The sequence below is a fragment of the Desulfofarcimen acetoxidans DSM 771 genome (assembly GCF_000024205.1).
Lineage (GTDB): Bacteria > Bacillota > Desulfotomaculia > Desulfotomaculales > Desulfofarciminaceae > Desulfofarcimen > Desulfofarcimen acetoxidans.
Genome location: NC_013216.1, coordinates 1323861 through 1346684 on the forward strand (window position 1 = coordinate 1323861; position 22824 = coordinate 1346684).

Genomic DNA, 22824 nt, shown 5'->3' on the forward strand with positions numbered 1-22824 from the left:
CGGCTCTTTACCCTTTTTATACTCCAGGAAATTTTTCTCATTATGGATCTGTGGATGAATCATTGTTTAATGTGAGTGAAAATGGTACTTTTGAGTTTATTTTCATGGTAGTATAGGTACCTGTGGCTGATCGAAAGTCGCTATAGGCTATTTTCTTATTGAATTTTATAAACCCAGTTATTACCGCTGTTGTTGTCCCAGTTGCTGAGATTATCCTTAAAACAAAAATTTAATTGTTTATCCTTCATGTCCAGAGATACTTCAAATCCTGACTGGCCCTTGAGCATTTCTATTTCTTTAACATTTCGCCAGTTGTTTAAATCTCCAAAACCTGCATGCATAATGACTTTCTCAGCTCCCGCGCGTGCCAGAAGCCCGTCGTACAGAACGCTGACCTTATTGCCGTCTTCAGTTATAGGCTTTACTCGTACACCGTAAATCTGATCAGAGTAAGTATAGGGTTGCAAATTGTTCAATCGGCACACCTCCGAAGTATAAAATGTAATAGCTTAAAAACAATTTAAACATTATATAGTGTGCAACTAAACTCAATTAATTATAAGTCATAAAAAATTGGCTCGTATTAAATCGTAATATAGTGGGATAATTTTTAAAGATATAAAGCCAGCAAGTGTGGTGAGAAGGTTGAGGATTAGCAGTCGGTTTTTTGGCAAGTATTGCCTGCATTTGCTTAAAAAAATATTATTGTATATTGCAGTGCCTTTAAGCCCGTTAATTGTCTGGTTTATTCTGGTCATAAACCGAAATTTGCTGCAATATCTAGCCTGCTCTCCCTGGCTTAAGTATTATTTTCCCTCCGTTTCAAGTATTTTACGAGAAGATGTCGTTAAAGAGAATTTTATCTATTATTTTAACAGTGCCGCGCTAAGCGGCTTGTTAACTCTTTTTGGGGTAATTGTTACCGTTTGGTATTATTATTCCACCAGACAACAAGAGCTAATAGAAAGAAAGTTTTTTGTAATAGATGAACTGATAGCAGAACTGAAAAAAAACCGGCGAATGATAGAGCAAATTAAAGCTAGATTAGAATTAACAGAGGATTTAAACCAGGATAACCCGGAAATAAAAATATATACTGATGCATGGCATAAACTAGGAGCCGACGTAGCATTATTGCCCAGGCGAATGCATATGAGATTAAGCGTGCTTTACGGGTGTCTGGCTGAATGTAAAAAACCCATGGATTATTGCAGCAGGAAGCAAACCCTTGATAAAATAGCTGGTTTAATTACGGATATGCATAAATATCGTACTTATTTGGGTAAAAAAGAGGTATATTGAGTCTACACTGTACGAAGGTTACTTTTTTATGCTAATTCCACTTGAATCTCCTTTATGGTATTATTATCATTGTATTAATGTTTTGATAAGGAAGTGTAAGCATGACAAAACTACTTGCTATTGATGGGGGTTTGCCGGTCAGGGAGAGTTTTTTGCCGGTAAGCAAGCCATTTATTGATCAGGAGGATATTAAAGCTGCAGCGGCTGTTCTGAAAAGTGGGATCTTATCAGAAGGCCCGCAGACAGAGGCCTTTGAGCAGTCCTTTGCCAGGTATACAGGGGCCAAATATGCAGTAGCAGTATCCAGCGGCAGTGCCGGTTTGCACATTGCGCTAAGAACTGCTGCTATCGGGCACCAGGAAGAAGTATTAACGTCTCCTCTGAGCTTCCCAATAAACTCTAATTGCATTCTTTACCAGCAGGCTATTCATACCTTTGTAGATATTGATACGGCTACCTATAATATGGATACCAAAATTTTAGCTCAGAAGTTATCTTACCGGTCAAAAGCTGTTATACCTGTCCATTTTGCCGGTCAACCCTGTGACATGGATGAGGTTAATAAATTAGCCGCAAAAAATAATTTGATTGTTATTGAAGATGCTACACAGGCACTTGGTGCCGTCTATAAAGGTGAAAAAATAGGCAGTGCTGAGAATATGACCGTTTTTAGTTTTCATGCGAACCAGAGCCTGTCTACCGGTCAGGGAGGAATGGTTACTACCGGTTCTGAGGAAACTTATAAATGGCTTAAAATATTCAGCAACCTGGGCATTGTAAGAGAACAGGCCTCACTGGTAGAACAGATTGGACCCTGGCATTATGAAATGCAAGATCTTGGTTTTAACTATAATATAACTGAAATGCAGGCGGCATTGGGACTAAGTCAGTTAGCTAAGCTTGATTGGTTCCTGGCTGCCAGAAAGAAAATAGCCTCCTGTTACAATGAAGCATTGTCTGGCTTAGCAGGACTGGTGCTGCCTGGACAATTGTCCGGCGTAGAATCGGCGTGGCACCATTATATTATACGAATCAAACCGGAAGCTTTAAACACAGACCGCCAGGGGATATATCAAGCGCTCAGGGCAGAAAATATCGGGGTAGATGTAAACTACCTGCCCATCTTCCTGCATCCCTATTATAAATGGCTTGGCCATCCTGACGTATGTACCCTGGAAGGAAGTCTCTGCCCAAGAGCCGAAGAAGTGTATAATAATATGCTATCACTGCCAATATTCCCTGCCATGCAAGAGCAGGATATCGAAGATGTAATTAAAGCGGTAAAAAAAGTTTTTAATTATCATGCTAAGTGATTTGGGAGGGGTGACCAATTTTTTTTCTAAAAGGAAAGACTGAACCAATGGATCTGTGGTTTTTGGAAAAAAATCTCTACCTGTTTTTTCGGGAACAAAATTATACAGTTGAAGTTTTACAGAAGCCGGACGCTGATACTGTTTTAATGATTCTCGCTAAAAACGGACAGAAAACCTTGTTGCTTGGGAGGACAAGTCCTCTTGAGTTGGATCATCAAATTGTTCAGCAGTCAGTGCAGGCAAAAGTCAAATACAAATGTGCAGGGGTGGTTATTGCCGTAAATAGCAAATTCACCCGTGAAGCTCAGAAGATGGCTCGTTTGGAAAAAGTAGAACTATGGGACAATAAGAAAACAAGGAAAAACCTGCTGTCAGTTAGCGCTAAGAATATTGCCGCAATTAACCTGCCCGGGACCGGGGAACTGGAAAAAGCTCTTCAAGATATGTCAGTGTCTTTGGGAATCAATTCATCCATCATGGAAAATAATAATAAAACCAACTCTTGAAATTTGAAGGGGTGAAGAAGTGAACTGGCAATATATAATCAGTCCAATAACCGGAGCTGTAATCGGTTACAGTACAAACTGGATAGCCATAAAAATGCTTTTTCGTCCTCTGGAAGAAAAAAAACTTTTTGGCATAAGAGTTCCTTTTACCCCTGGGGTGATTCCCGGCGAAAGGGATAGGATTGCGGTAAGTATTGGTGAAGCAGTAAGTGCTCATCTTTTGACTGAAGAACAGATTACACGCACTCTTTTAGATAGGAAAACAGTAACCGCTTTAAGGAGATTTATCCGTACAAGAATATACCTTTTGCTGAAAAGTGAAGCAACTGTGAGTAATATGATTGCCGGCGCTGGTGGGGAGAATATCATCAAAATTCTTACCGGACAGCTGTCAGCCTGGGTTTATTCAGTGATACTGGACAAAAGCACTCAAGATACACTTATTGCTTACGTGCAAACCGCTGTTCGTGATTTTCTGGATAAAGAGATTGAAGAAACCCTCAATGAAGAGAAGGTAACTGAATATGTTTTTATCATAAAGAACTTTGTAAAAAAATTTTTATCCGGTCCGGATATTGCAAGCAGCATCAAAGGCTATCTTGAAGAGAAATTAATAAAACTATTTGCCAGTGAAGAGAATTTGCGCAGTCACTTACCTGCAACAGTTATTCAGGAACTGCAAGATCAAATTTCCAGGCAGGGGCCGGAAATCATCGGGATTTTTACAAAGTATTTAGAATCACCGGAAGTAAAATCAATCATAACTCAGAGACTGGAAAAGTTCTTTGAGGGTTTTTTGAATAATGGCATAATAGGTATGCTTTCTGGTTTTATAAAAAAAAGTATACCCAAATTGGCCGAAAAAATATACGAAACTATAGGTAACTTTTTATTGGATGAAAATTTGCAAAAAGAACTGGTGCGTTTCCTTCAAGACATGCTTAATTCAGCACTTGACAAAAAAATAAGCGAGATAGTAAAAGAACTTCACCTCGATCAGCAAGCTACCAGACAGGAATGGGTGAATGTAATATATGAACAACTGCTGGGAGAAAGAGAAATAGACAGCGCCTTTTCTTTTGCTGAAAACTATCTGATGGGCTGTAAAAATCTTACCTGGAATGAGTTGTTGGGAGACAGCCTCCCCCAAAATGGCATTATTGACAGTACTTTGACTAACTTAGTATATGGCTTGCTAAATAAACCGGAATTTCAGATAGCTGTGAACAGGACAGTGCAGTCAGCGGTGGATAATTTTTTGACCAAAAAAATCTGTGAACTGACTGCCGGTGCTAAAAATAAAGAAATTTTTGAGTTAAGCGAATACCTGGTCAAAAACAGTCAGAGTCTGATACCTAAATATTCGCCATTAATATTAAAAACAATAGATATTAAAAGCACCATTGTAAGAAGCGTGGAAGGGTTGGATGTCAGCGAAATTGAAAATGTTCTGCTGGGCATAACCAGTAAGGAACTGTCTTATATAACCTGGTTTGGAGGCCTGCTGGGCTTAATCATCGGTTTAGCCACCCCTTTTCTGCAATCTCTTGTTAAATAAAAAAGCTGCAAAACCGACCAAACAGGTCAGTTTTGCAGTTTAGAACCCTCCTAAAGAGAAGGCTTTGTTGTAAGCCATTTCCTTAACCCATCTTTCTGCGTCCGGCAGAGTGGGAAACAGCTTTTCTTCACCAACTCCCTTGACACTGTAAACTGCCAGCCATTCTTCAAAACTAATAGATTTTACTTTCCAAAAAGTATTAGGTAAGTTGTTGCTGGTTTCTCCAAAGCCTTCTACCGCGTCCTCAAATCGAGTGGGCAACTGATGAGCCATATTAGCACCGTCCTGTCTAAGAGTTTATTCTATTATAATCAGATTTTCGCTGACAAACAAGGAAAATAAAAAGGTTATCCCTGCAAATTAAAAGGATGTACCAAAAGGTACATCCAGTACAGCTAATTATTCTGCATAGTTTGCCGCTCAGCCCGTTCAATGGCAAGTCGCACAAGGTTGCCACAGTTTCTGGAAGAAACCCCGCCAAAACCTTCCCTGCTGACCACATCGGCAACACCCAGTTCTTCGGCTAACTCGAGTTTAAGCCTATCGGACATAATACCTTGACGTCTACTCACTTAGCCTTCCTCCTTTGCAGAATAATAGCTGCATATATAGGTTTTCCTATCTTGTCATTATTCTATTCCTTATATTTGTCACAAAACCTGTTAAAACTGCGTAACCTGATATAAAAATTATATTTATATTTTAGTTATTTTTGGCTGGAAAGGAGTTGAACCGGAGTGCCGTTAAGGAGTATTCTGTTGCTTTTGTGCTGCCAGAACCCCAGAATAGAAAATGATTTGGAAACACTGAGCGTTTTTGTCAAAGCTATGCGTGAATCGGTAGGTGGGTTGAAAACCAGTCTAAATAATCTTCATGCCAGTACAGCAGAATTTCATAAAAATATGAGTATTAATATGAATCAGCAAAAAAAAAATGACTATCCTGCCCAGGAATACCAAAAAGATGTTCTAGCTTATGATAACTACCAAAATACTGAACAAAAGGAAACATCTCCGGAGTTATCTGAGTGGCAAGATACAGGCGATTACACAAAAGAGGACACATAAAAAAGGAGGGATAAATCCCTCCTTTTTTATTTTACAGCCATGCCCAATTCCCTGGCCAGAGATTCAAAAGCCGGCAGCGAGTTAATAATAGTTTGTTTGTCAATACAATAAGCTAAACGAAAGTAGCCCGGGCAGCCAAAGCCACCGCCTGGTACCAACAGAATATTGAATTTTTTTGCTGTCTCAAGAAACTTCATATCATCGCCAATTGGGTTTTTAGGAAAAAGGTAAAAGGCCCCCTGTGGTTTAACCATTTCAAAACCAAGCGCTGTCAGATGGTTATACAACAAGTCTCTCTTCTCTTTATATTCTTCAATATCTACACTCTCCCGCTGCAAGTGAGTAACCAAACGCTGCATAAGAGCGGGTGCATTGACAAAGCCCAGTGTGCGATTGCAAAAAATCAAGCCGTCAATTAATAAATCAATATTATCGATAAGAGGATTTATTGCCAGATAACCTATACGTTCGCCTGGTAAAGCCAGGTCTTTACTGTGTGAGGTTACAGCGATGCTGTTGGTAATATGTTTAAAAATACTTGGTACTTGGTTACCGTCATAAACTATTTTGGCATAAGGTTCATCAGAAATAACGAAAGTATCATGCCCGTATTGTTTTCTTTTTTTACTGAGAACCTGTTCCAGGCTGTCTAATGATTGAGCACTGTAAATAACCCCGGTGGGATTATTAGGAGAGTTTAAAATAATGGCTTTGGTTTTTTCGGATATAGCCTGGTCGATCGCGTTGAGATCCAGCGTAAAGTCTTCTTTGGTTGCCACTTCTTTGAATACCCCGCCATGGTTGTCAATATAAAATTTATACTCTACAAAAAAAGGGTTCAGAATTATTACCTCATCGCCAGGATCCAGAAGGGTTTTTAAGACAACATTCAAAGCCCCTCCGGCACCGCAGGTCATCACTACATGCTTTTCGTTGAAATCCAGTCCTGACTGTTCAGCGAGCAGCTGCGCCACAGCCTGACGGGTTTCCATGTAACCGGCGTTGCTCATATACCTGTGCATCCCCGGAACCGGTTCCAGGGCAAGTTTTTTCAACTCTTCCTTGAAAATTTTCGGTGGTTCATTTACCGGATTGCCCAGGGTAAAATCATAGACTTTATCAGACCCGTGTATTTTACGAAGCTGTTCACCTTCCTCAAACATTTTCCTGATAAAAGAAGCATTGGCAAGAAATTTTTCTATCTTTTGAGAAATAGCCACCTGAGATACACTCCTTTTCTTCTAAACTCGTTTAATGGTATATTACACTATATAGCAGTAATTGAAAACCCTAAAACGATTTATAAAAAAGAGTGCTATTTTATTTGCAAATTACTGGTAATAGTCCGGCAGGCATGTTATACTGTGTTATTAAGAGATTTATTACTTCACCCCGACCATATATAAAGGGGGGAATGCTTTGATTTTGGTAACAGGGGCCGGAGGTTTTGTCGGACGTCATGTTGTAAAAGCTTTATTAGACAGGGGATGTAAGATTCGTTGCTTGGTCCGTTCAACTGATGCTGCTGTTAACTTATTACCCGATCCTGTTGATATAGTAGTGGGTAATGTTAATGACAAAAAATCTCTTATAGAGGCCTGTCAGAACGTTTCAGCGGTTATTCACCTGATTGCCGTAATTAGAGAGATTGGTGAGGATACCTTTGAGCTAATTAATGTTGAGGGAACCAGAAATTTGGTCGAGGCAGCTGAGAATAGCGGGGTTAGTCAATTTTTGCATTTGAGTGCCCTGGGAGCCTGTGATAATCCGGTATACAAATACGCATATTCAAAGTGGCAGGGTGAGGAATTTGTTAAAAACAGCAAACTAAATTGGGTTATCTTGAGACCCTCGGTTATATATGGAGAGGGTTTCGGTTTTATGGATCGTATGCTGCAGTCTGTGAATATGACACCTCCCTGGGTGCCTGTTCCTGGCCGTGGGAAAACCTTGTTTCAGCCAATATCCGTTCATGACTTAGTTAATTGTATCATAAAAGCCTTGATTAACGATGTTTACTGGAAAAAGGTATATGAAATCGGTGGGCCGGAGCATTTAAATTACCGGCAGATACTTGACATACTGCTGGAACATCTTGAATTAAAACGTATTAAAGTTTATATACCAACAATAATTTTACAAATTGTTGTACCGATAATTCAATGCTTTTTAAAAGATCCTCCGGTAACACCGGTGGAATTAAAACAAATGAAATTGAGTAATGTAACCGATCCAGATGCCGTTGAGAAGTATTTTGGCTTTCAGCCGGTGCAGTTAAGGGAGGGTATAAAATACCTGCCCAAAACAAAACCCACAAACCGCTAAGGTTGTGGGTTTTGTTTTTGATAAAATCTTTTACTGAGGGTTGATAGTTAGAATGCCTGTATTATAATCAAAAGATGATGTTAAATTGAAGGCTCTCGCCAAATCATCGACAGAAACAAAGGCGATACCGTTATTAAATACTATCTGGGGATAAATGGTAAAGTCATTTTCGTTTAATGAGCCGTTGTTGCTTTCAATAGGTAGTATTAGAATGTCTTCATTATGTTTTATTTTCACGGCAACTCTGCTTTCATCCCAACTCAACTCTAAGCCCAGCAGGTTTTCTAAAGCAATAACGGGAACTAGAATATGCTTGCCAAATAAAAGCGGTGTCTGTTTGTCATTTAGGGCAACATTTTTCGTACCTACGTTAATACCTATGGGGTAAGGAACCGGTTTGCCAACATTAGTGAGGTTGTCTGTTTCAAGCCAGGCTATACCTTCATTTATTTTATCCCAGTTGATTTTTGCACCCAGCAAGTCTTCAAAGAAGTACAGGGGCAGGTAAATGTAGGAATTATGGATTAACGGTGCAAATTGAGCTTCTCTTTTGACCAGGTTCAGACTGTAAGTTTTGCTGTCTACTATAAAGAATAATTGCTTTGTCTGGTTTACCAGCACCAGCGTGCTGTTAGGTCCGTCCCACTGGATTTGGAAGCCAAGCTGCTCAGCCAGTACAGTAATCGGTAAAAATACTTGCTCACTGCGAATAAGTGGTCCTGCCCCTCTGGGTAACTTAACTTCTTCCCCGTTTAGTTTAACTATAATATCCCGTCGTTCCCCATCTAATAGATTGTTGTCAAAATCCATAGAGTAATTAATAATTTCCACCGGAGTACCAATTGGTATACGTTCGTATAACCAGATTACATCGTTATTACTCATCCTGATACAGCCACCGGAAGCATAGGTGCCAATGGAAGCGGGATTGCTGTTACCGTGAATGCCATAAGTGCCGCCACCCGCATTAAGTCCCATCCACCTGTTACCCAGAGGATTGTCAGGTGCGCCACCGTCAATTTTTAGTTTGATATAATAAGGATTGATTATTTTGTTTATTATCTTGAATGACCCCTCAGGAGTGTAAGAAGGTTCTCTTCCTGTAGCCACCGGAAAAATTTTAACTAATTGATTATTTTGATAAAAAGCTAATTTATTATTTTGCTTATTTATGATTATCTTTGTATTTACAGCAGCCTCGCAGAAACCGGTTCCTAATATCCCCCCTAGAAAAAAAAATAACGTTAAGACAATTATGCGCACCATCTCAATAAGATCCCTCCAATTATGGTTTTAGTAATTAGTATTAGTAAGAACATTTTTTAATACCAGATAAATTTTTTATACTCCAGGAAATCACATCAGAATTTGCGGTGAAATATAAACACCATTATGGACTCATAACGGTGTTAGATTTAATAGCTTATTGTCAATACCAAACCAATAAAATTTCCCTTTTCGTTTAGTAGTTGGTTTAATTGGAGAAAAACATCTGTTATTTCCTGTCTCAGAAGGATACTTGCTTTATGCTGGATATTTTCCTGCTCTCCTGCCAGCATTGAAACTAGCAGGCTTTTGGCAGCCGAGTCAAAGGGGAAAATTCTGAAAAGAGAATTTTCCAACACTTCTTCTTCCGCTAACCCGGTCATTTCCAGTCCGAATTTATTAATGTATATTATAGTGAGATCTTTATCCAACGCCAGGACAGCTTGCTGCATATTATTTAAAACCAGGCTTTCCGGTTTTTTTAATTTAAAGACTCTATTTTTTGATTTCTTAAGCTTTGAAAATTCATACTCAACTGTTCTGCAAATGCCCAGGAGAACGGCTAGAATATGGGGAGGTACAGCGTCATTGGGAACAACAACTTCTAACAACCCGATTAATTTTTGATCAGCGTCTCTAATTGGAACCCCGCAACAAACCCAACCGCCATCAATATTGATTGTGTAATGTTCTAATTCATCTACAAAAACAGGTCCTTGAGCATTGTTGGCAGACATGTTAAAAGGCGTGGAAACATCAGTCTGGTTACTTAAGCTAATATTTAACTCATTATTCTGATAAATACGCTTTGTATCGGGATCACCGCGAAATTCAAGAATATATCCTTCTTTATCAATTAAAAAAATGGCGTAGGACTGGTTTATTAAAGTTTGTTCCAGCAAATTAATAAAAGATGAGGTAACGGTTACTAGCGCTCTGGAGTTGTTTTTCCTGCTGTATAATTCCTTACAGCTAGTGACCTTTTTCTTCTGAAGCTTAAATGAAGTTGAAGGTGAGTTTAAAAAGGGTTTCATTGTATCAATGGTTTGATTTATAGAAATACCTTCTCTTATCGGGAGAATCTTTTGACTCTTTTTATATGAATGATCTTCTGTCATAAATAAATACCACCTTACCAGCTATATCATAAATTATTTCACAAAATTATCATTATAATTAAAGTCTTTTCGGCAAGTTTTAATAAAATACCTGCTAAAACTAATATTTCTTAATAAAATAATTCAAGCTATATACATATATGCATTTGAAGTGGGGAAAATAATTGTGTAAGCAATCAATCTGGCCTCCTCATCTTTTCTATCTCCCTCATAACCCACCCTAACCGGTGGGCTTTTTTATATTCTGTTTTGTATAACATTTATTCTTGACTTTTTATATCTAATGTTGCATAATATATTTTGTCAGTCAAGATTAATTTTATATCGGGGCGTGGCTCAGCTTGGTAGAGCGTTCGGTTCGGGACCGAGAGGTCGCACGTTCAAATCGTGTCGCCCCGACCAGTTAAAACCCGTGAATCCTTGAAATACAAGGGCTCACGGGTTTCTTGATTTTTTGAGACAGTTTATATAGCTCCATGCGTATCCCTTGATTTTCGTTGGTTACCGGAACTATGCAGACAGCATGCAGACAGGGTGCAGACAAAAATGCAGACAAGAAGTTTATTCTGAATAATATAACTCGTTTGCCGGTTACTTAAATTGTAACTGGCTTTTTTTCTTATATAAAGGTTTAAAATATTTAATTTATTTTTATCTAATTTTGTTGAAGTGAAACATAAAAAATAACTTGAATTAGGTATATATCTATAGGCGGGTGGAATTTAATATATATTTATGTCAAATAAACCAAAATAATAGTGTCTTAATTGTAAATATTAATTTTTTACTTTAGGGAGTTGGATTTATCACAGGTGTTTAAGGTTTTAAAAAACAATGAGTCAAAAAATTTTTTGATGAATTTATCCAACAAAAAATATTGTCATAAGGGAATTTCATCAATCTTAATTTTAAAATTCGGAGGTGATGTTGTAGGAATGCAAAAACAAACAGACAGGGGTTGGTAATTATTTTTAAAACCAGGAGCATTATATTTTTTGCTGCTTGTTTAATAATTTGTTTAGCCGGTTGTAATAATTCTTCCTCAAACAGTCCCGGTCAAACCTTTTTATTGTTTTGGGGAAAAATACAAGAAGGTAACTATACACAAGCGGCCCAGTATGTATCTTCACAGACGGCAGTTGAGTACCAAACAGATATACCATCCTTTCTGACTTTAATGTCTAAGGGGGGAAACCCTGATAGCATCAGTAGGTGGACAAGCGTAAAAGTTATATCAGAACAAATAGACGTCACCAAAGCTGTAGCAAAGGTTAAAATAACAGCTAAACCTGATGGAAAGGAGACAACTTACGATTCTGAAATGCCTATGAGCAAAGAAGATGATATATGGAAACTGAGGCTTACTTCACGCGGCTATGTAATACAGTAATACTGCAAAGTGAACAAATGCAATCAAATATTTATTTTGAGAAATGTGTTTAGAAATGTAATGTTGGTGTAAAGGAGGTTTTTATGAACCGTCGATTATTATACCGCTGGCTGGCCAGCGGGGTATTGTGGCTGCTGCTTTTAATTGTAGTCGTGATCTCTATCCGAAGTGTAAATATAGTCAACAGTACTTTAGCTTTATTTGTCACCCATAGAGGAAAATTTTTGTTACCGGCGAAATATTTATATTATTGGAAATTGACCTGCTTGGGGGACAAATCTATGAGAGAACGAGCAGTGAGACTGTTGAAAGCTATGCTGGGTGCTGGAGTAGTTTTCAGGGAAGGCCAGTGGGAAGCAATAGAATCAATTATTAATAGGAAACGCACATTGGTTGTCCAGCGCACAGGTTGGGGGAAGAGTATTGTTTATTTTATCGCAACAAAATTATTGAGAGATCAGGGTGCAGGCCCAACAATTTTGATTAGTCCATTGCTTTCCTTAATGCGGAATCAAATAGAAAATGCTGCTCGTATCGGTATTAGAGCCGAATCAATAAACAGCCAAAACGAAGAAGACTGGGAGCATGTGAAAAGTACTTTGGTACGGGGTGAATGTGATGTGCTACTTGTTTCGCCGGAGCGCCTGGCCAATTTTTATTTTTTAGATCAAGTTTTGCCCTTAATTAGTAGCGGAATTGGTATTTTTGTGGTTGATGAAGCTCACTGTATTTCTGACTGGGGGCATGATTTTCGTCCAGATTACCGGAGAATTGTCCGGATTGTCAATAATTTGCCATCGAATGTTCCTGTAATTGCTACTACCGCTACAGCTAATGATCGTGTAGTTAATGATATTAAAGAACAACTTGGGCAAAATCTTAGCATATTTAGAGGTCCATTAAAAAGGGATTCTTTGAGATTACAAACCATACGATTGGCAGATCAGTCCGAAAGATTAGCCTGGCTTGTCGCAAATATTCCGAAGATGAACGGTTCCGGAATAATTTACTGTTTAACGGTTGCTGATTGCGATAGAGTAGCCAGATGGCTGCAAGAGAAAGGAATTAACGCTCTTGAGTACCATGGAAAATTGGGAAACGATCTGCGAAAAGAAAGAGAGCAGAAACTTCTTGATAATGAAATTAAAGCTCTTGTAGCGACGGTTGCATTAGGTATGGGATTTGATAAGCCCGATTTGGGTTTTGTTGTCCACTACCAGCGACCCGGTTCAATAGTTGCATATTACCAGCAAATTGGCCGTGCAGGTCGGGCGCTTGACAATGCTTATGCTATTCTTTTGAATGGCCGTGAAGATGATGAGATTCAAGACTATTTTATAAATACTGCATTTCCCGGTGCAGATGAAATGGATCGTGTAGTTCGGGTTTTGAACAGTTCACAAAGGGGATTAAAAGCTTCTGAGATAATGCTTTTATTAAATATTTCTCAAATCAGGCTTGAGAAATGTTTAAAAATGTTACAAATTGATGAGGCTATTTCTAAGAATGGCACAGTTTACAGTAGAACCTTAAACCCGTGGCAGCCTGATATTGCCAGAAGTGAGCAAGTAACGGCACAGAGAAAGCATGAACTGCGCAGAATGCAGGATTATGTTAATACCGATATGTGCCTTATGAAATTTGTATCTTTAGAATTAGGTGATCCGTATGCCGGTAATTGCGGGCGGTGTAAAAACTGTTGTGGGGAAGGATTTTTCTCTGAGCAGGTAGGTATAGAAAATATTTTGGAAGCGACTCAGTTTTTGCGTGGGAATTTCCTGGTGATTGAGCCAAGAAAACAATGGCCGCCTGGGGGAGTCGGCGATATGAAGGGAAAAATATCTGGTGAGCATCGTAACCAGGAAGGGTATTCACTTTGTATGTATGGTGATGCAGGTTGGGGGCGTTTGGTCAGGGAGGATAAATATGAGCAAGGTTATTTTCGTGATGAGCTTGTTTTTGCAGCTGTTGACCTCATAAAGAATCAATGGAACCCTTACCCGTTCCCGGTCTGGGTAACTGCAGTTCCTTCGCTGCGTCACCCTAACCTTGTACCTGATTTTGCCAAGAAAGTGGCTGAAAAGCTTGGAATTCCGTTTAATCCGGTTTTGGTTAAGGTAAAAAGTACTCCTCAGCAAAAAACTATGAAAAACAGTTTTCTTCAAGCTGATAATGTAATAGATTGCTTTGAAATTCAGTTCGGTTGCCCTGAAGGCCCGGTTTTGCTAATAGATGACATGGTAGATTCCCGTTGGACATTTACTGTTTGTGGGATGTTGTTGAGTAAGAGTGGCAGCGGGCTTGTATACCCGTTCGCCATTGCCAATACTGCTGGCGGAGGTGACATAGAATAATGAAAAATAATCTTTCCGAAGACAGTCTGGCTATATTGCTGCTGTGCTCTAACCTAGCGACTTACGGTAAAACGGGAAGTTTCTTTAAACCATTTACACTAAAAGAATGGGACAGTCTTTCCCATAAGATAATTGAATCGGTAATGAAAAGACCAGGTGCCTTTTTTTACACGACTCCTGAAGAGTGGCGGGAATGTCTTAATTTAACTCCCGAAAACATACAACGCATACAAAATTTGCTAACAGAGGGCGGGCAACTGGGAATTGAATTAGAAAGACTGAGCAGTCTGGGAATATGGGTGACAACAAGAGCAGAGGCAAGTTACCCGGCGCGACTTAAAAAAGTTTTGAGGCAGAAATCACCTGTAGTACTGTTCGGGGCAGGTGATGCGTCACTTTTTCAATCTGAAGGTGTTGCTATTGTAGGTTCGCGAAATGTTGATGAGATTGGTTCTTACTTTGCAGAGAAACTGGCCGGGCGATGTGTTACAGAAGGTCTGACAGTGGTTTCCGGGGGTGCCCGTGGGGTTGATATGATTGCACAGAATTCAGCCCTTCGCTCGGGAGGCAAAGTTATTTCTGTTCTTTCTAACAGTATGGAAACAAGTATCAGACAGAGGGAAAACAGAGAAGCTATTGTTGCCGGGCGGCTTTTACTGCTGTCGTCAACTCACCCCAAAGCACCTTTTAATGTTTATAATGCTATGGACAGAAATAAATATATATATGCTCTCTCCCACTATGCTGTGGTTGTATCTTCTGAGGAAAATAAAGGCGGGACATGGACTGGGGCAACGGAAAACTTGAAAGCAGGCTGGGTTCCGCTGTTTGTTCGTGTAGGGGGACAGGTTCCTGCGGGTAATAATCGTTTGCTGGAGAAGGGCGCAATTGCCTTTGACTCGGAAGTCCTGGCAGATGAGGCTGTTATACTACGTAATTGGTTGAGCGATAACATTCAGGTAATAGTTAACTATGAAAGTAGCAAAAGAAATGAAAATAACATAAGCTCGCCTAAGAAGGATCACCAATTGGCTTTTAGATTTGATGACTCAACTGTGTCTCACCAGATATTGGATAATCCAGAACAACTTTTCGCAGGTAATGATTTATTTACAGTAGTTTGGCCGTACATTGAAAAGGTATTAGAAAAAAGTCAGAAAACTGAAAAAGAGCTGGCAGAAATGTTTAATGTCCGGTCTGTGCAGATTCAGGATTGGCTGAAAAGAGCTGTAGATGAGCAAAAGGTGAAGAGGCTTATAAAACCTGTCCGTTATGTGGTGGCTTCTTATGGTCCAAGTGGGCAGGAGAGACTGCCAGTTGGTAATATTGAGCAGGCGGTGGTTTTTGAGTCTTGTGAGTGATTCGGTTTAAAATTGCTTAAGCTGTTGTGCCGTGGGAAGATAACATGACTAAGATAGGTATTATTTCACCGGAAAACAAGGGCTTAGTCTCATATAATTGGTGCCTTTCACACAAGACTTCTTCGACTGTCATTGACGGCCGGCCGGTAGATATATTGCATGATTTCTACACTTTATGTTGTTTTCTTTTTGGTTCTGCAGCATGGTATTGTGCCTCCCGGGATATTTTTATCGGTTGGAGTGAAGATGCAAGAAAGGTAAACCTCAAATTTCTGACTAACAATACGCGGTTTCTGATATTATCCTGGGTTAAAGTCCTATACTTGGCCAGTCACATTTTAGGATTATCTTGCGGCGTATAAGTTCAGACTGGGTAAAAAAATATGGACATCCCGTCTATATGTTAGAGACTTTTGTTGAATTGCACCGTTTCCATGGGACTTGCTACCAGGCTGCCAACTGGATTCATGCAGGTTTAACCGAAGGGCGAAGCCGTAACAATAAGTCATATACCTCAATAGTACCTGTTAAGGACATTTACCAGTGAACCTGCAGAACTGAAAAAGCAAATTAACTTCTTGCCCTCCCTTCGGGAAGGGTTTTTATTTTTTAATCCGACATGCTTTGACATATTTATTGAGAACTATTTGGTATGATATATTAGAAAGTTTACGAACTGTAAAAATAGGGTAGTATCAATATGTATTAGGGTGAGCCACTAAAGTTACGGATTACCGCTAAAGACGCAAAAAAAACCACCCAGACCCCTTGCTTTTTAGATGCTTAGATGCACGGACGAAGAAAACGGATATACAACATACATATGTGAGGACTGTGGAGAAATTTTATGATTTGAATTTTTTTGATAAAAATATTTACCAATAGAAGGAATAATTAGATTAATGAAGAATATTAAAATATAATGATAAAAAGTGTAAAAATCAAAGATTAATCAGTATTTTCGCCGCATCTTAGTTCAAGCTGCTTGGGCGGCTTTACATACAAAAGATACTCCTTTTTCCGGCTATTATTTTCGAATGGCTGAGAAAAAAGGTAAAAACAAAGTTATTGTGGCTTTAGCTCACAAAATTTTGAGAATTATATATGCTTGTCTTTCAAAAAACGAAGAATTTGATCAAAAAAAGTTTAGGGGTACTCAGCAAAATACCAAAAACACAGCCGTCTCCAATTTTCTAAAGAATGAATCTACCGAGATAACTGATCTTTTCGGTGTATCTGATCTCTTAGAATCAGCTATTGAAAGTGATGATGCTATGCTGGAAAAAGTTGAAGTTTTGCTTGCTGCTTTTCCTATTATTTCTAATGCTGAGCCTAATGTTTCCGAAACTTCTGTTAGCTTTATGAATGATAATCTTCTTGTTACGGATTCTCCTGATATTTCTTTAAACGAGAACCCTAATTTAATAGGGGGTTAACAATAGCACTATTTATCTTCTATGTTTGGTTGCCCGTTATTCCCCCGAAGGGGAGCCTTGCTTTGCTATTGCTTTCTTTAGCCCCGAAACCTTTTTTTCGTCAATTAAACACTTAACTCTTCAAAGTTACCTGATCGTATTTCCATGTCGCCGTAATCTCTGCCACTTTCCGAGGCATGTAGGCATTTCATAGGCAATTAATTTTCACACCATTCCATTCGCCTTCGCCGGGTAGCTGGCTGCTAATACTATACACAAGAACTGGGAAGGAATTTTTAAATATGAAAAAAAATATCAAATCTATTTATGAACCCATTGCTATTGTAGGAATGGGGTGTCGGTTCCCCGGAGGTGTTAATACTCCTGCCGGGTTTTGGGAGCTTTTACGTAATGGTGTATGCGCTATAACCGAAACACCGTCGGATCGTTGGAGCAACGATTTGTTTTACAGTAAGGATCGGGAAAAGCCGGGGAAGATCAATGCTATTCATGGTGGATTCCTTGATCGGATTGATCTTTTTGACCCTTATTTCTTTGGGATTTCCCCACATGAGGCTGCTTGGGTTGATCCGCAGCAGAGGCTATTGCTGGAAGTAACATGGGAAGCCTTGGAGGACGGGGGACAAAAACCTGTAGAGCTTGAGGGTACCGATGTTGGCGTTTTTGTGGGTGCCCTTGCTCTGGATTATCATACGCTACAGTTTAGTGATATGCTTCAATATGATATGAGCCCATATACCTCCACAGGAAGTATGGGAACTATGCTTTCCAATAGAATTTCTTATATTTTTAATTTTAGAGGGCCTTCACTTACTTTAGACTCTGCATGTTCGTCATCACTGGTGGCAGTTCATTATGCGTGTGAAAGCCTGCGGCGGGGAGAGTGTTCAATTGCTGTTGCCGGAGGAGTTACTCTTATGTTTACACCTCAGCATAGTATTGCCGAAGCCAAAGGTGGATTTTTGTCGTCCAGCGGGCTATGCAAATCATTTGATGCCGGTGCTGACGGGTATGTCCGGGGGGAGGGCGTGGGTATTGTCGTGCTTAAGCCTCTTGATCGTGCAATTGCCGATAATGACCAGATTCAAGCGGTGATACTCGGCAGTGCTGTGAATCAAGACGGACGGACCAAGGGAATTACCGTGCCGAATTCTGAAGCTCAGGAAGCAGTGCTTCGTATGGCATATCAAAAGGCTCAAGTTGAGCCGTCGCGAGTTCGGTATATCGAGGCTCATGGTACCGGTACACCGGTTGGAGATCCTATAGAAGCCAATACTTTGGGGAGATTTTTCAGTGCATATTCCGATGGTGCGGAGCTAATCATTGGTTCCTGCAAGAGCAATATCGGGCATACGGAAGCAGCTGCCGGGGTTGCCGGGTTAATAAAAGCGGTTTTATGTCTTAAGCATAATAAAATACCGCCGAATCTTCACTTTAATCGGCCAAATCCTAAGATTGACTTTGAAAAGTACCGTATGAAGGTTCCCACCAATGTGACAGCATGGCCGGAAAACGCTGAGGATGCTGTCTGTGGTGTAAATTCTTTCGGATATGGCGGAACAAACGCACATCTTGTTCTAAGTAGAATGAATAGTTATTGCAAAGCTAATGAGACTAAGCATAAGGTTCTAACCCGTCCGTTTCTTTTGCCGATTTCCGCTCGAAGTAAAGATTCCCTGCGTGAATATACTAAAGCATATGGACAGCTTTCATCGGGAATTTATTCTTCCGATGAGCTTTTCGATCTGTGCTTTAGTGCGGGTATGAGACGGGATCACCATTCTTACCGGATGGGGATTGTTTTTCAGCATCAAGCGGAGTTGGTAAGGCAATTGGAAGGATATTTTAGGGATGGGTATTCATCTTCAATTGTTTCCGGATATGCATCTGCAAACCCCAGCCCACGACTTGTCTGGGCCTTTTCGGGCATGGGTGCGCCGTGGTGGGGAATGGGTCGGGTTTTACTGGAAAAAGAAGAGGTGTTTCAACAAGCTGTTACCCGTTGTGACCGCATTTTTAAGGAAATTGCAGGTTGGTCGATACTGGAAGAGCTAACCCGGGACGAAGTTTCCAGTCGTATGAATGAGGCATGGGTTTCACAGCCTGCAAATTTTGCTTTGCAAATAGCTTTGGCTGCACTATGGCGCTCGTGGGGCATTAAACCTGATGTGATTGTCGGACACAGCGTGGGTGAAATTGCTGCTTTTTATGAAGCAGGATGTCTTGAGCTAAAGGATGCGTTGAGATTGGTTTACCACCGCAGCCAACTACAGAGAAGATTGGAGGGCCGGGGGACGATGCTTGCTGTTGGACTTTGTGCGACAGAGGCCGAAATACTATGCCGGGAATTTTCCCGCATATCGATAGCTGTTGTTAATGGTCCTGCTTCGGTGGTTTTGTCGGGAGATAGAGAGAAGCTTGAGAGTATTGCTTTAAGCCTTGAGAAAAAAGGCATTTTTGCAAAAATGCTTAATGTTAACGTTCCCTTTCACAGTTCTTGTATGGACGAGATATTGGATGAGTTCGGGGAATGTCTTAAAAGTATTGTTCCTCATAGTGCTGTTTGCCCGCTTTACTCCACTGTCACCGGTGGAATAATTCAAGGGTTTGAGGCGGATGCCGGGTACTGGCAGCGCAATTTGCGTGAACCTGTCCGGTTTGCTCCGGTTATACAGTCATTGATTGAAGAGGGATTTGATACATTTTTAGAGATCGGTCCTCATCCTGTGCTTTCGGTACCCATATCGGAATGCCTTGGTACAAAGAATGGGACTGTGCTCTATTCGCTTCACCGCAGAGAAAATGATCAGCAGACTATGATAAGGTCTTTGGGAGTTCTTTATACACGAGGCTTTGCTATAGACTGGAGTAAGCTTTACCCGGGAGGAAAAACAACTTCCCTTCCTACATATCCCTGGCAACGTGAAAGCTACTGGGTTGAACCGGATTCGGGAAGGCGTGTACGATTGGGGCTTAAGGACCATCCGCTGCTGGGTATTAGAATGCCGCAGGCAATTCCTATGTGGGAAAATGAGATTAGCTTGGAGAAGCAGCCTTTTTTAGCGGACCATGTTGTGACAGGACGTACCATGTACCCGGGTGCATGCTTTATTGAGGCAGCATATGGAGCGCTGCATACGCTTTTTTGTGATAAGAGCTGCTATATTTTAGAGGAAATAGAGTTTAAAAAGGGACTTACCGTTACGGGGCAGAACATTCTACAGTTTTATCTGGATAGGGAGCAGGCGGCTTTTTCTATCTTTGCCTCTGCCGATTTTGGCAGGACGGATATGGCCCTGCGTGCTTCGGGACGGATTCGGCAGACACCGGGGACGGATTGCTTAAATATTGTTGATATCAATGCTATACGAGAAAAACTTGCCTCTTATTTGTCCTCAACAGTTATCTATACAAGGTTGAAGGATATTGGGTTTGCTTATGGACCTGAGTTTCAGGGAATTTATGAAGCATGTGTTGGTTTGGATGAGGCATTGGCAGAGGTGCGTATGCCTTGTAGAAATGAAGAGGTAGACTCATCCTATTTCTTTCATCCAATTCTTCTGGACTCATGCTTTCAGGCATTGCTGCTGGCAGATATGGGGCCGGAGTCAGGTTGCAGGAATAAAGAGATTCAGATCCCTGTAAAAATTAAAAGCATGAGAGTGCTTCGACGCCCGCCTGAACGTCTCTTTGCCCATGCCCGTGTGGTAAGCCGTGATGAATCAAGCACAACCGGCGATTTGTGGATTTATGATGATGCAGGCTTTTTGGTAGCTGAAATTCGTGGCTTTTTGAAGCAAACCGCAGATATGGCCGTATTGCATATCGACCGGAAGACATTGGACAGCTGGGTATATTCGGTTTGCTGGACTCATAAAAACAATATAAATCTCCATGGGGATTCTTCAGTTGGTTTTCGTAAAGCGCCTGTCAACAGTCTTTGGGTAATTTTTTCTGATAATTCGGGGCTTGGTGAAAAGCTGGCTTTTTCTATTACTGCAAGGGGCGGCGCTGCTGTTTTGGTTTTTCCCGGAGAAGCCTTGTCTGCATCCTCAGACGGCACTGCATTTAAGCTTTCTCCTCAGAAGGAAGAGGAGTATCTTAGCCTTTTCCAATCTCTTAAGAGCAGGGAGGGGCAGGTTTGCCACAGGATTATTCATCTTTGGAACCTGGATGCGGGCGGCGGTGAGAAGATAAGATACGCTGATTATGTGCAAAGCCGCACGTTGGGGTGCCTGTCGGTTCTTTATATAATGAAAGCCATGGAGGCGCTGAATATTACGGCAAAGCTTTGGATTACCACTCGAAACGCTTGGCCGGCCGGAGATGACAAAACCGGTTTGAATATTTTTCAAGCTCCGGTTTGGGGGTTGGGGCGCATTATCGGACATCAGGAGATGCTAAGAAACTGGGGAGGAGCGATTGACCTTTCGCAAGATGCTTTGGGGAATTATGAGGCAGATTTGATTTTGAATGAAATTTTGAATCCGGACGGAGAAGATCAGATTGCCTGGCGTAATAAGGGGCGTTTTGTACTTCGGATGAAAAGAGCTTCACGGATTAATCCGTCGTTTCCGGCTTCGTTTCGTGCCGACGGTACATATTTGATTACGGGGGCATTCGGTGCACTGGGGAAGGAAGTGGTCAAAGAGATGGTCCGCTGTGGTGCCCGTCATCTTGTTTTAATGAGCCGGAGCAATATTCCGGACCGCTGCGAATGGGATTCGGCGGACCAAAACAGCAGTCTTGGGAAAAAAGTTGCTTTTATCCGGCAGTTGGAGAAAGCCGGTGCAAAAATTTACATAGCTGCGGTAGATGTAGGGGATATGGAACAACTTAACGAGTTTCTGACACGGTTCAGAGAAAATGAAGGGCTTCCGTTTAGGGGAGTGATGCATTGTGCCGGCATTGTACGGGATAAGCTTTTAAACCAAATGGATGAGGATACATTTAATGCTGTGCTCGGGCCCAAGGTCTGGGGAGCCTGGCTGCTGCACGAAGCTATGCGCGGGGAGCCGTTGGAGTATTTTGTTCTTTTTTCATCGATATCATCCTTGATATCTTTCCCGGGACAGGGTAATTACGCTGCAGCCAATACATTTTTGGATGCCCTTGCATCTTATCGGAGAGGCCTTGGTTTGCCCGCCCTATGTATTCATTGGGGGCCTTGGACCTTGGGAATGGCCCGGGATTTGAACCTTATAGATCATTTTCAGTCTGAGGGCATCGCTTGTTTTTCCCGAGGGGAAGGGCTGTGCCTGTGGGAGCATCTTATTGCCCAAAGTGTTGACCAACTGGGAGTTTTTCAGGTTGACTGGAATCGGCTTTTTCAGGTATTGCCGTTTTGTCCTCCGATGTTTTCCGAACTGTTAGAGGATGTTTCCAAACAAAATATACTGGAGGGCAGCGGTGCTGAAATGCTGCAAAAGAAACTGAGTGCTGCAAATTCCGCAAAGGCAAAAGAGAAGGTTATAGGTGAGTACCTTTTCGATTTGATTGTGGAAAAAATGAATTTTGACCGTTCTTTATTGGATGAAGAAAAGTCCCTTCCTGCATTGGGGCTTGATTCATTAATGGCTGTAAACCTTAGGGTCAGAGTATTTCAGGATACAGGTGTGGCCTTAACTGCCGGAGAGCTGTTGAGTGATCGCCCCTTAAAGGAGATAGTTTCTTTGCTTACTGTAAGTATTCAATAATAATTTTTGATATTAAATATTTCAATTATAAACTAATTTTTTTTGTGATGCATAAATCATGAAGTTTTAACAAATTTCAACAAGATAAAAGCAATTTGTTGGGCTTATATCATCAGGAAAAGGTTGGATTAA

General features: G+C 40.8%; 18 protein-coding genes and 1 tRNA gene. 13 read left to right on the top strand and 6 right to left on the bottom strand.

What is annotated here, in order from left to right; translation table 11 throughout:
- Positions 1-155: 155 nt before the first annotated feature.
- Positions 156-476, bottom strand: a complete 321-nt coding sequence (locus DTOX_RS06330; protein ID WP_015756902.1) for a carbohydrate-binding protein — start codon at positions 474-476, stop codon at positions 156-158.
- A gap of 169 nt (positions 477-645) precedes the next feature.
- Between DTOX_RS06330 and DTOX_RS06335 the strand changes: the two genes are divergently transcribed.
- From DTOX_RS06335 to DTOX_RS06350, 4 genes are all read left to right on the top strand, one after another.
- Positions 646-1302: a hypothetical protein gene (locus tag DTOX_RS06335; protein WP_042315480.1), complete on the top strand. Its 657-nt coding sequence runs from the start codon at positions 646-648 to the stop codon at positions 1300-1302.
- A gap of 101 nt (positions 1303-1403) precedes the next feature.
- On the top strand, positions 1404-2615 hold the full coding sequence (locus DTOX_RS06340) for a DegT/DnrJ/EryC1/StrS family aminotransferase (RefSeq protein WP_015756904.1): 1212 nt from the start codon (positions 1404-1406) through the stop codon (positions 2613-2615).
- Positions 2616-2662: 47 nt separating this feature from the next.
- Positions 2663-3121: a restriction endonuclease gene (locus DTOX_RS06345; protein WP_015756905.1), complete on the top strand. Its 459-nt coding sequence runs from the start codon at positions 2663-2665 to the stop codon at positions 3119-3121.
- A gap of 19 nt (positions 3122-3140) precedes the next feature.
- A complete protein-coding gene (locus tag DTOX_RS06350; RefSeq protein ID WP_015756906.1) occupies positions 3141-4679 on the top strand; it encodes a DUF445 family protein in 1539 nt (512 codons plus the stop codon).
- Between the two features lie 39 nt (positions 4680-4718).
- On the opposite strand, the gene DTOX_RS06355 is transcribed toward DTOX_RS06350, so the two are convergent.
- Both DTOX_RS06355 and DTOX_RS06360 read right to left on the bottom strand, forming a co-directional pair.
- Positions 4719-4952 (bottom strand): hypothetical protein, encoded by a 234-nt coding sequence (locus DTOX_RS06355; protein ID WP_015756907.1) that lies wholly within the window; start codon positions 4950-4952, stop codon positions 4719-4721.
- Positions 4953-5074: 122 nt separating this feature from the next.
- Positions 5075-5251: a spore protein gene (locus DTOX_RS06360; RefSeq protein ID WP_015756908.1), complete on the bottom strand. Its 177-nt coding sequence runs from the start codon at positions 5249-5251 to the stop codon at positions 5075-5077.
- Positions 5252-5416: 165 nt separating this feature from the next.
- On the opposite strand from DTOX_RS06360, the gene DTOX_RS06365 reads away from it, so the two are divergent.
- Positions 5417-5746, top strand: a complete 330-nt coding sequence (locus tag DTOX_RS06365; protein WP_015756909.1) for a hypothetical protein — start codon at positions 5417-5419, stop codon at positions 5744-5746.
- Between the two features lie 26 nt (positions 5747-5772).
- On the opposite strand, the gene DTOX_RS06370 is transcribed toward DTOX_RS06365, so the two are convergent.
- The gene (locus DTOX_RS06370) at positions 5773-6966 is read right to left on the bottom strand and encodes a pyridoxal phosphate-dependent aminotransferase (protein ID WP_015756910.1); all 1194 of its coding nucleotides are present in this window, start codon (positions 6964-6966) and stop codon (positions 5773-5775) included.
- Between the two features lie 199 nt (positions 6967-7165).
- On the opposite strand from DTOX_RS06370, the gene DTOX_RS06375 reads away from it, so the two are divergent.
- The gene (locus tag DTOX_RS06375; protein WP_015756911.1) at positions 7166-8071 is read left to right on the top strand and encodes an SDR family oxidoreductase; all 906 of its coding nucleotides are present in this window, start codon (positions 7166-7168) and stop codon (positions 8069-8071) included.
- Between the two features lie 30 nt (positions 8072-8101).
- Here DTOX_RS06375 and DTOX_RS21320 read toward each other — a convergent pair whose 3' ends face one another.
- Both DTOX_RS21320 and DTOX_RS06385 read right to left on the bottom strand, forming a co-directional pair.
- Positions 8102-9337, bottom strand: a complete 1236-nt coding sequence (locus tag DTOX_RS21320) for a stalk domain-containing protein (protein WP_015756912.1) — start codon at positions 9335-9337, stop codon at positions 8102-8104.
- Between the two features lie 149 nt (positions 9338-9486).
- Complete coding sequence (locus DTOX_RS06385) at positions 9487-10455, bottom strand: PAS domain-containing protein (protein ID WP_015756913.1); 969 nt, start codon at positions 10453-10455, stop codon at positions 9487-9489.
- Positions 10456-10780: 325 nt separating this feature from the next.
- On the opposite strand from DTOX_RS06385, the gene DTOX_RS06390 reads away from it, so the two are divergent.
- The 7 genes from DTOX_RS06390 to DTOX_RS06420 all read left to right on the top strand — a co-directional run bounded on the left by DTOX_RS06390 (position 10781) and on the right by DTOX_RS06420 (position 22692).
- A tRNA-Pro gene (locus tag DTOX_RS06390) sits at positions 10781-10857 on the top strand.
- 556 nt (positions 10858-11413) lie between these two features.
- The gene (locus DTOX_RS06395) at positions 11414-11845 is read left to right on the top strand and encodes a nuclear transport factor 2 family protein (RefSeq protein ID WP_015756914.1); all 432 of its coding nucleotides are present in this window, start codon (positions 11414-11416) and stop codon (positions 11843-11845) included.
- Between the two features lie 83 nt (positions 11846-11928).
- Positions 11929-14199 carry a RecQ family ATP-dependent DNA helicase gene (locus DTOX_RS06400; RefSeq protein ID WP_015756915.1) on the top strand — a complete coding sequence of 757 codons (2271 nt, stop codon included), beginning with the start codon at positions 11929-11931 and terminating at the stop codon, positions 14197-14199.
- Positions 14199-15560, top strand: a complete 1362-nt coding sequence (locus DTOX_RS06405; protein ID WP_015756916.1) for a DNA-processing protein DprA — start codon at positions 14199-14201, stop codon at positions 15558-15560. Before DTOX_RS06400 ends, DTOX_RS06405 begins: the two co-directional genes overlap by 1 nt.
- Positions 15561-15604: 44 nt before the next feature.
- On the top strand, positions 15605-15922 hold the full coding sequence (locus DTOX_RS25260) for a Druantia anti-phage system protein DruA (protein WP_052292912.1): 318 nt from the start codon (positions 15605-15607) through the stop codon (positions 15920-15922).
- Positions 15923-16597: 675 nt separating this feature from the next.
- Positions 16598-16996, top strand: a complete 399-nt coding sequence (locus DTOX_RS06415; RefSeq protein ID WP_042315483.1) for a hypothetical protein — start codon at positions 16598-16600, stop codon at positions 16994-16996.
- Positions 16997-17277: 281 nt separating this feature from the next.
- The gene (locus DTOX_RS06420) at positions 17278-22692 is read left to right on the top strand and encodes a type I polyketide synthase (RefSeq protein ID WP_015756917.1); all 5415 of its coding nucleotides are present in this window, start codon (positions 17278-17280) and stop codon (positions 22690-22692) included.
- Positions 22693-22824: the final 132 nt, after the last annotated feature.

Excerpts from the sequence above, each read along its gene's own strand:
- DTOX_RS06340 (WP_015756904.1), top strand. The coding sequence starts at position 1,404 with ATGACAAAACTACTTGCTATTGATGGGGGTTTGCCGGTCAGGGAGAGT.
- DTOX_RS06355 (WP_015756907.1), bottom strand. The coding sequence starts at position 4,952 with ATGGCTCATCAGTTGCCCACTCGATTTGAGGACGCGGTAGAAGGCTTT.
- DTOX_RS06385 (WP_015756913.1), bottom strand. The coding sequence starts at position 10,455 with ATGACAGAAGATCATTCATATAAAAAGAGTCAAAAGATTCTCCCGATA.
- DTOX_RS06345 (WP_015756905.1), top strand. The coding sequence starts at position 2,663 with ATGGATCTGTGGTTTTTGGAAAAAAATCTCTACCTGTTTTTTCGGGAA.
- DTOX_RS06405 (WP_015756916.1), top strand. The coding sequence starts at position 14,199 with ATGAAAAATAATCTTTCCGAAGACAGTCTGGCTATATTGCTGCTGTGC.
- DTOX_RS25260 (WP_052292912.1), top strand. The coding sequence starts at position 15,605 with ATGACTAAGATAGGTATTATTTCACCGGAAAACAAGGGCTTAGTCTCA.
- DTOX_RS06400 (WP_015756915.1), top strand. The coding sequence starts at position 11,929 with ATGAACCGTCGATTATTATACCGCTGGCTGGCCAGCGGGGTATTGTGG.
- DTOX_RS21320 (WP_015756912.1), bottom strand. The coding sequence starts at position 9,337 with ATGGTGCGCATAATTGTCTTAACGTTATTTTTTTTTCTAGGGGGGATA.
- DTOX_RS06420 (WP_015756917.1), top strand. The coding sequence starts at position 17,278 with ATGAAAAAAAATATCAAATCTATTTATGAACCCATTGCTATTGTAGGA.
- DTOX_RS06415 (WP_042315483.1), top strand. The coding sequence starts at position 16,598 with ATGGCTGAGAAAAAAGGTAAAAACAAAGTTATTGTGGCTTTAGCTCAC.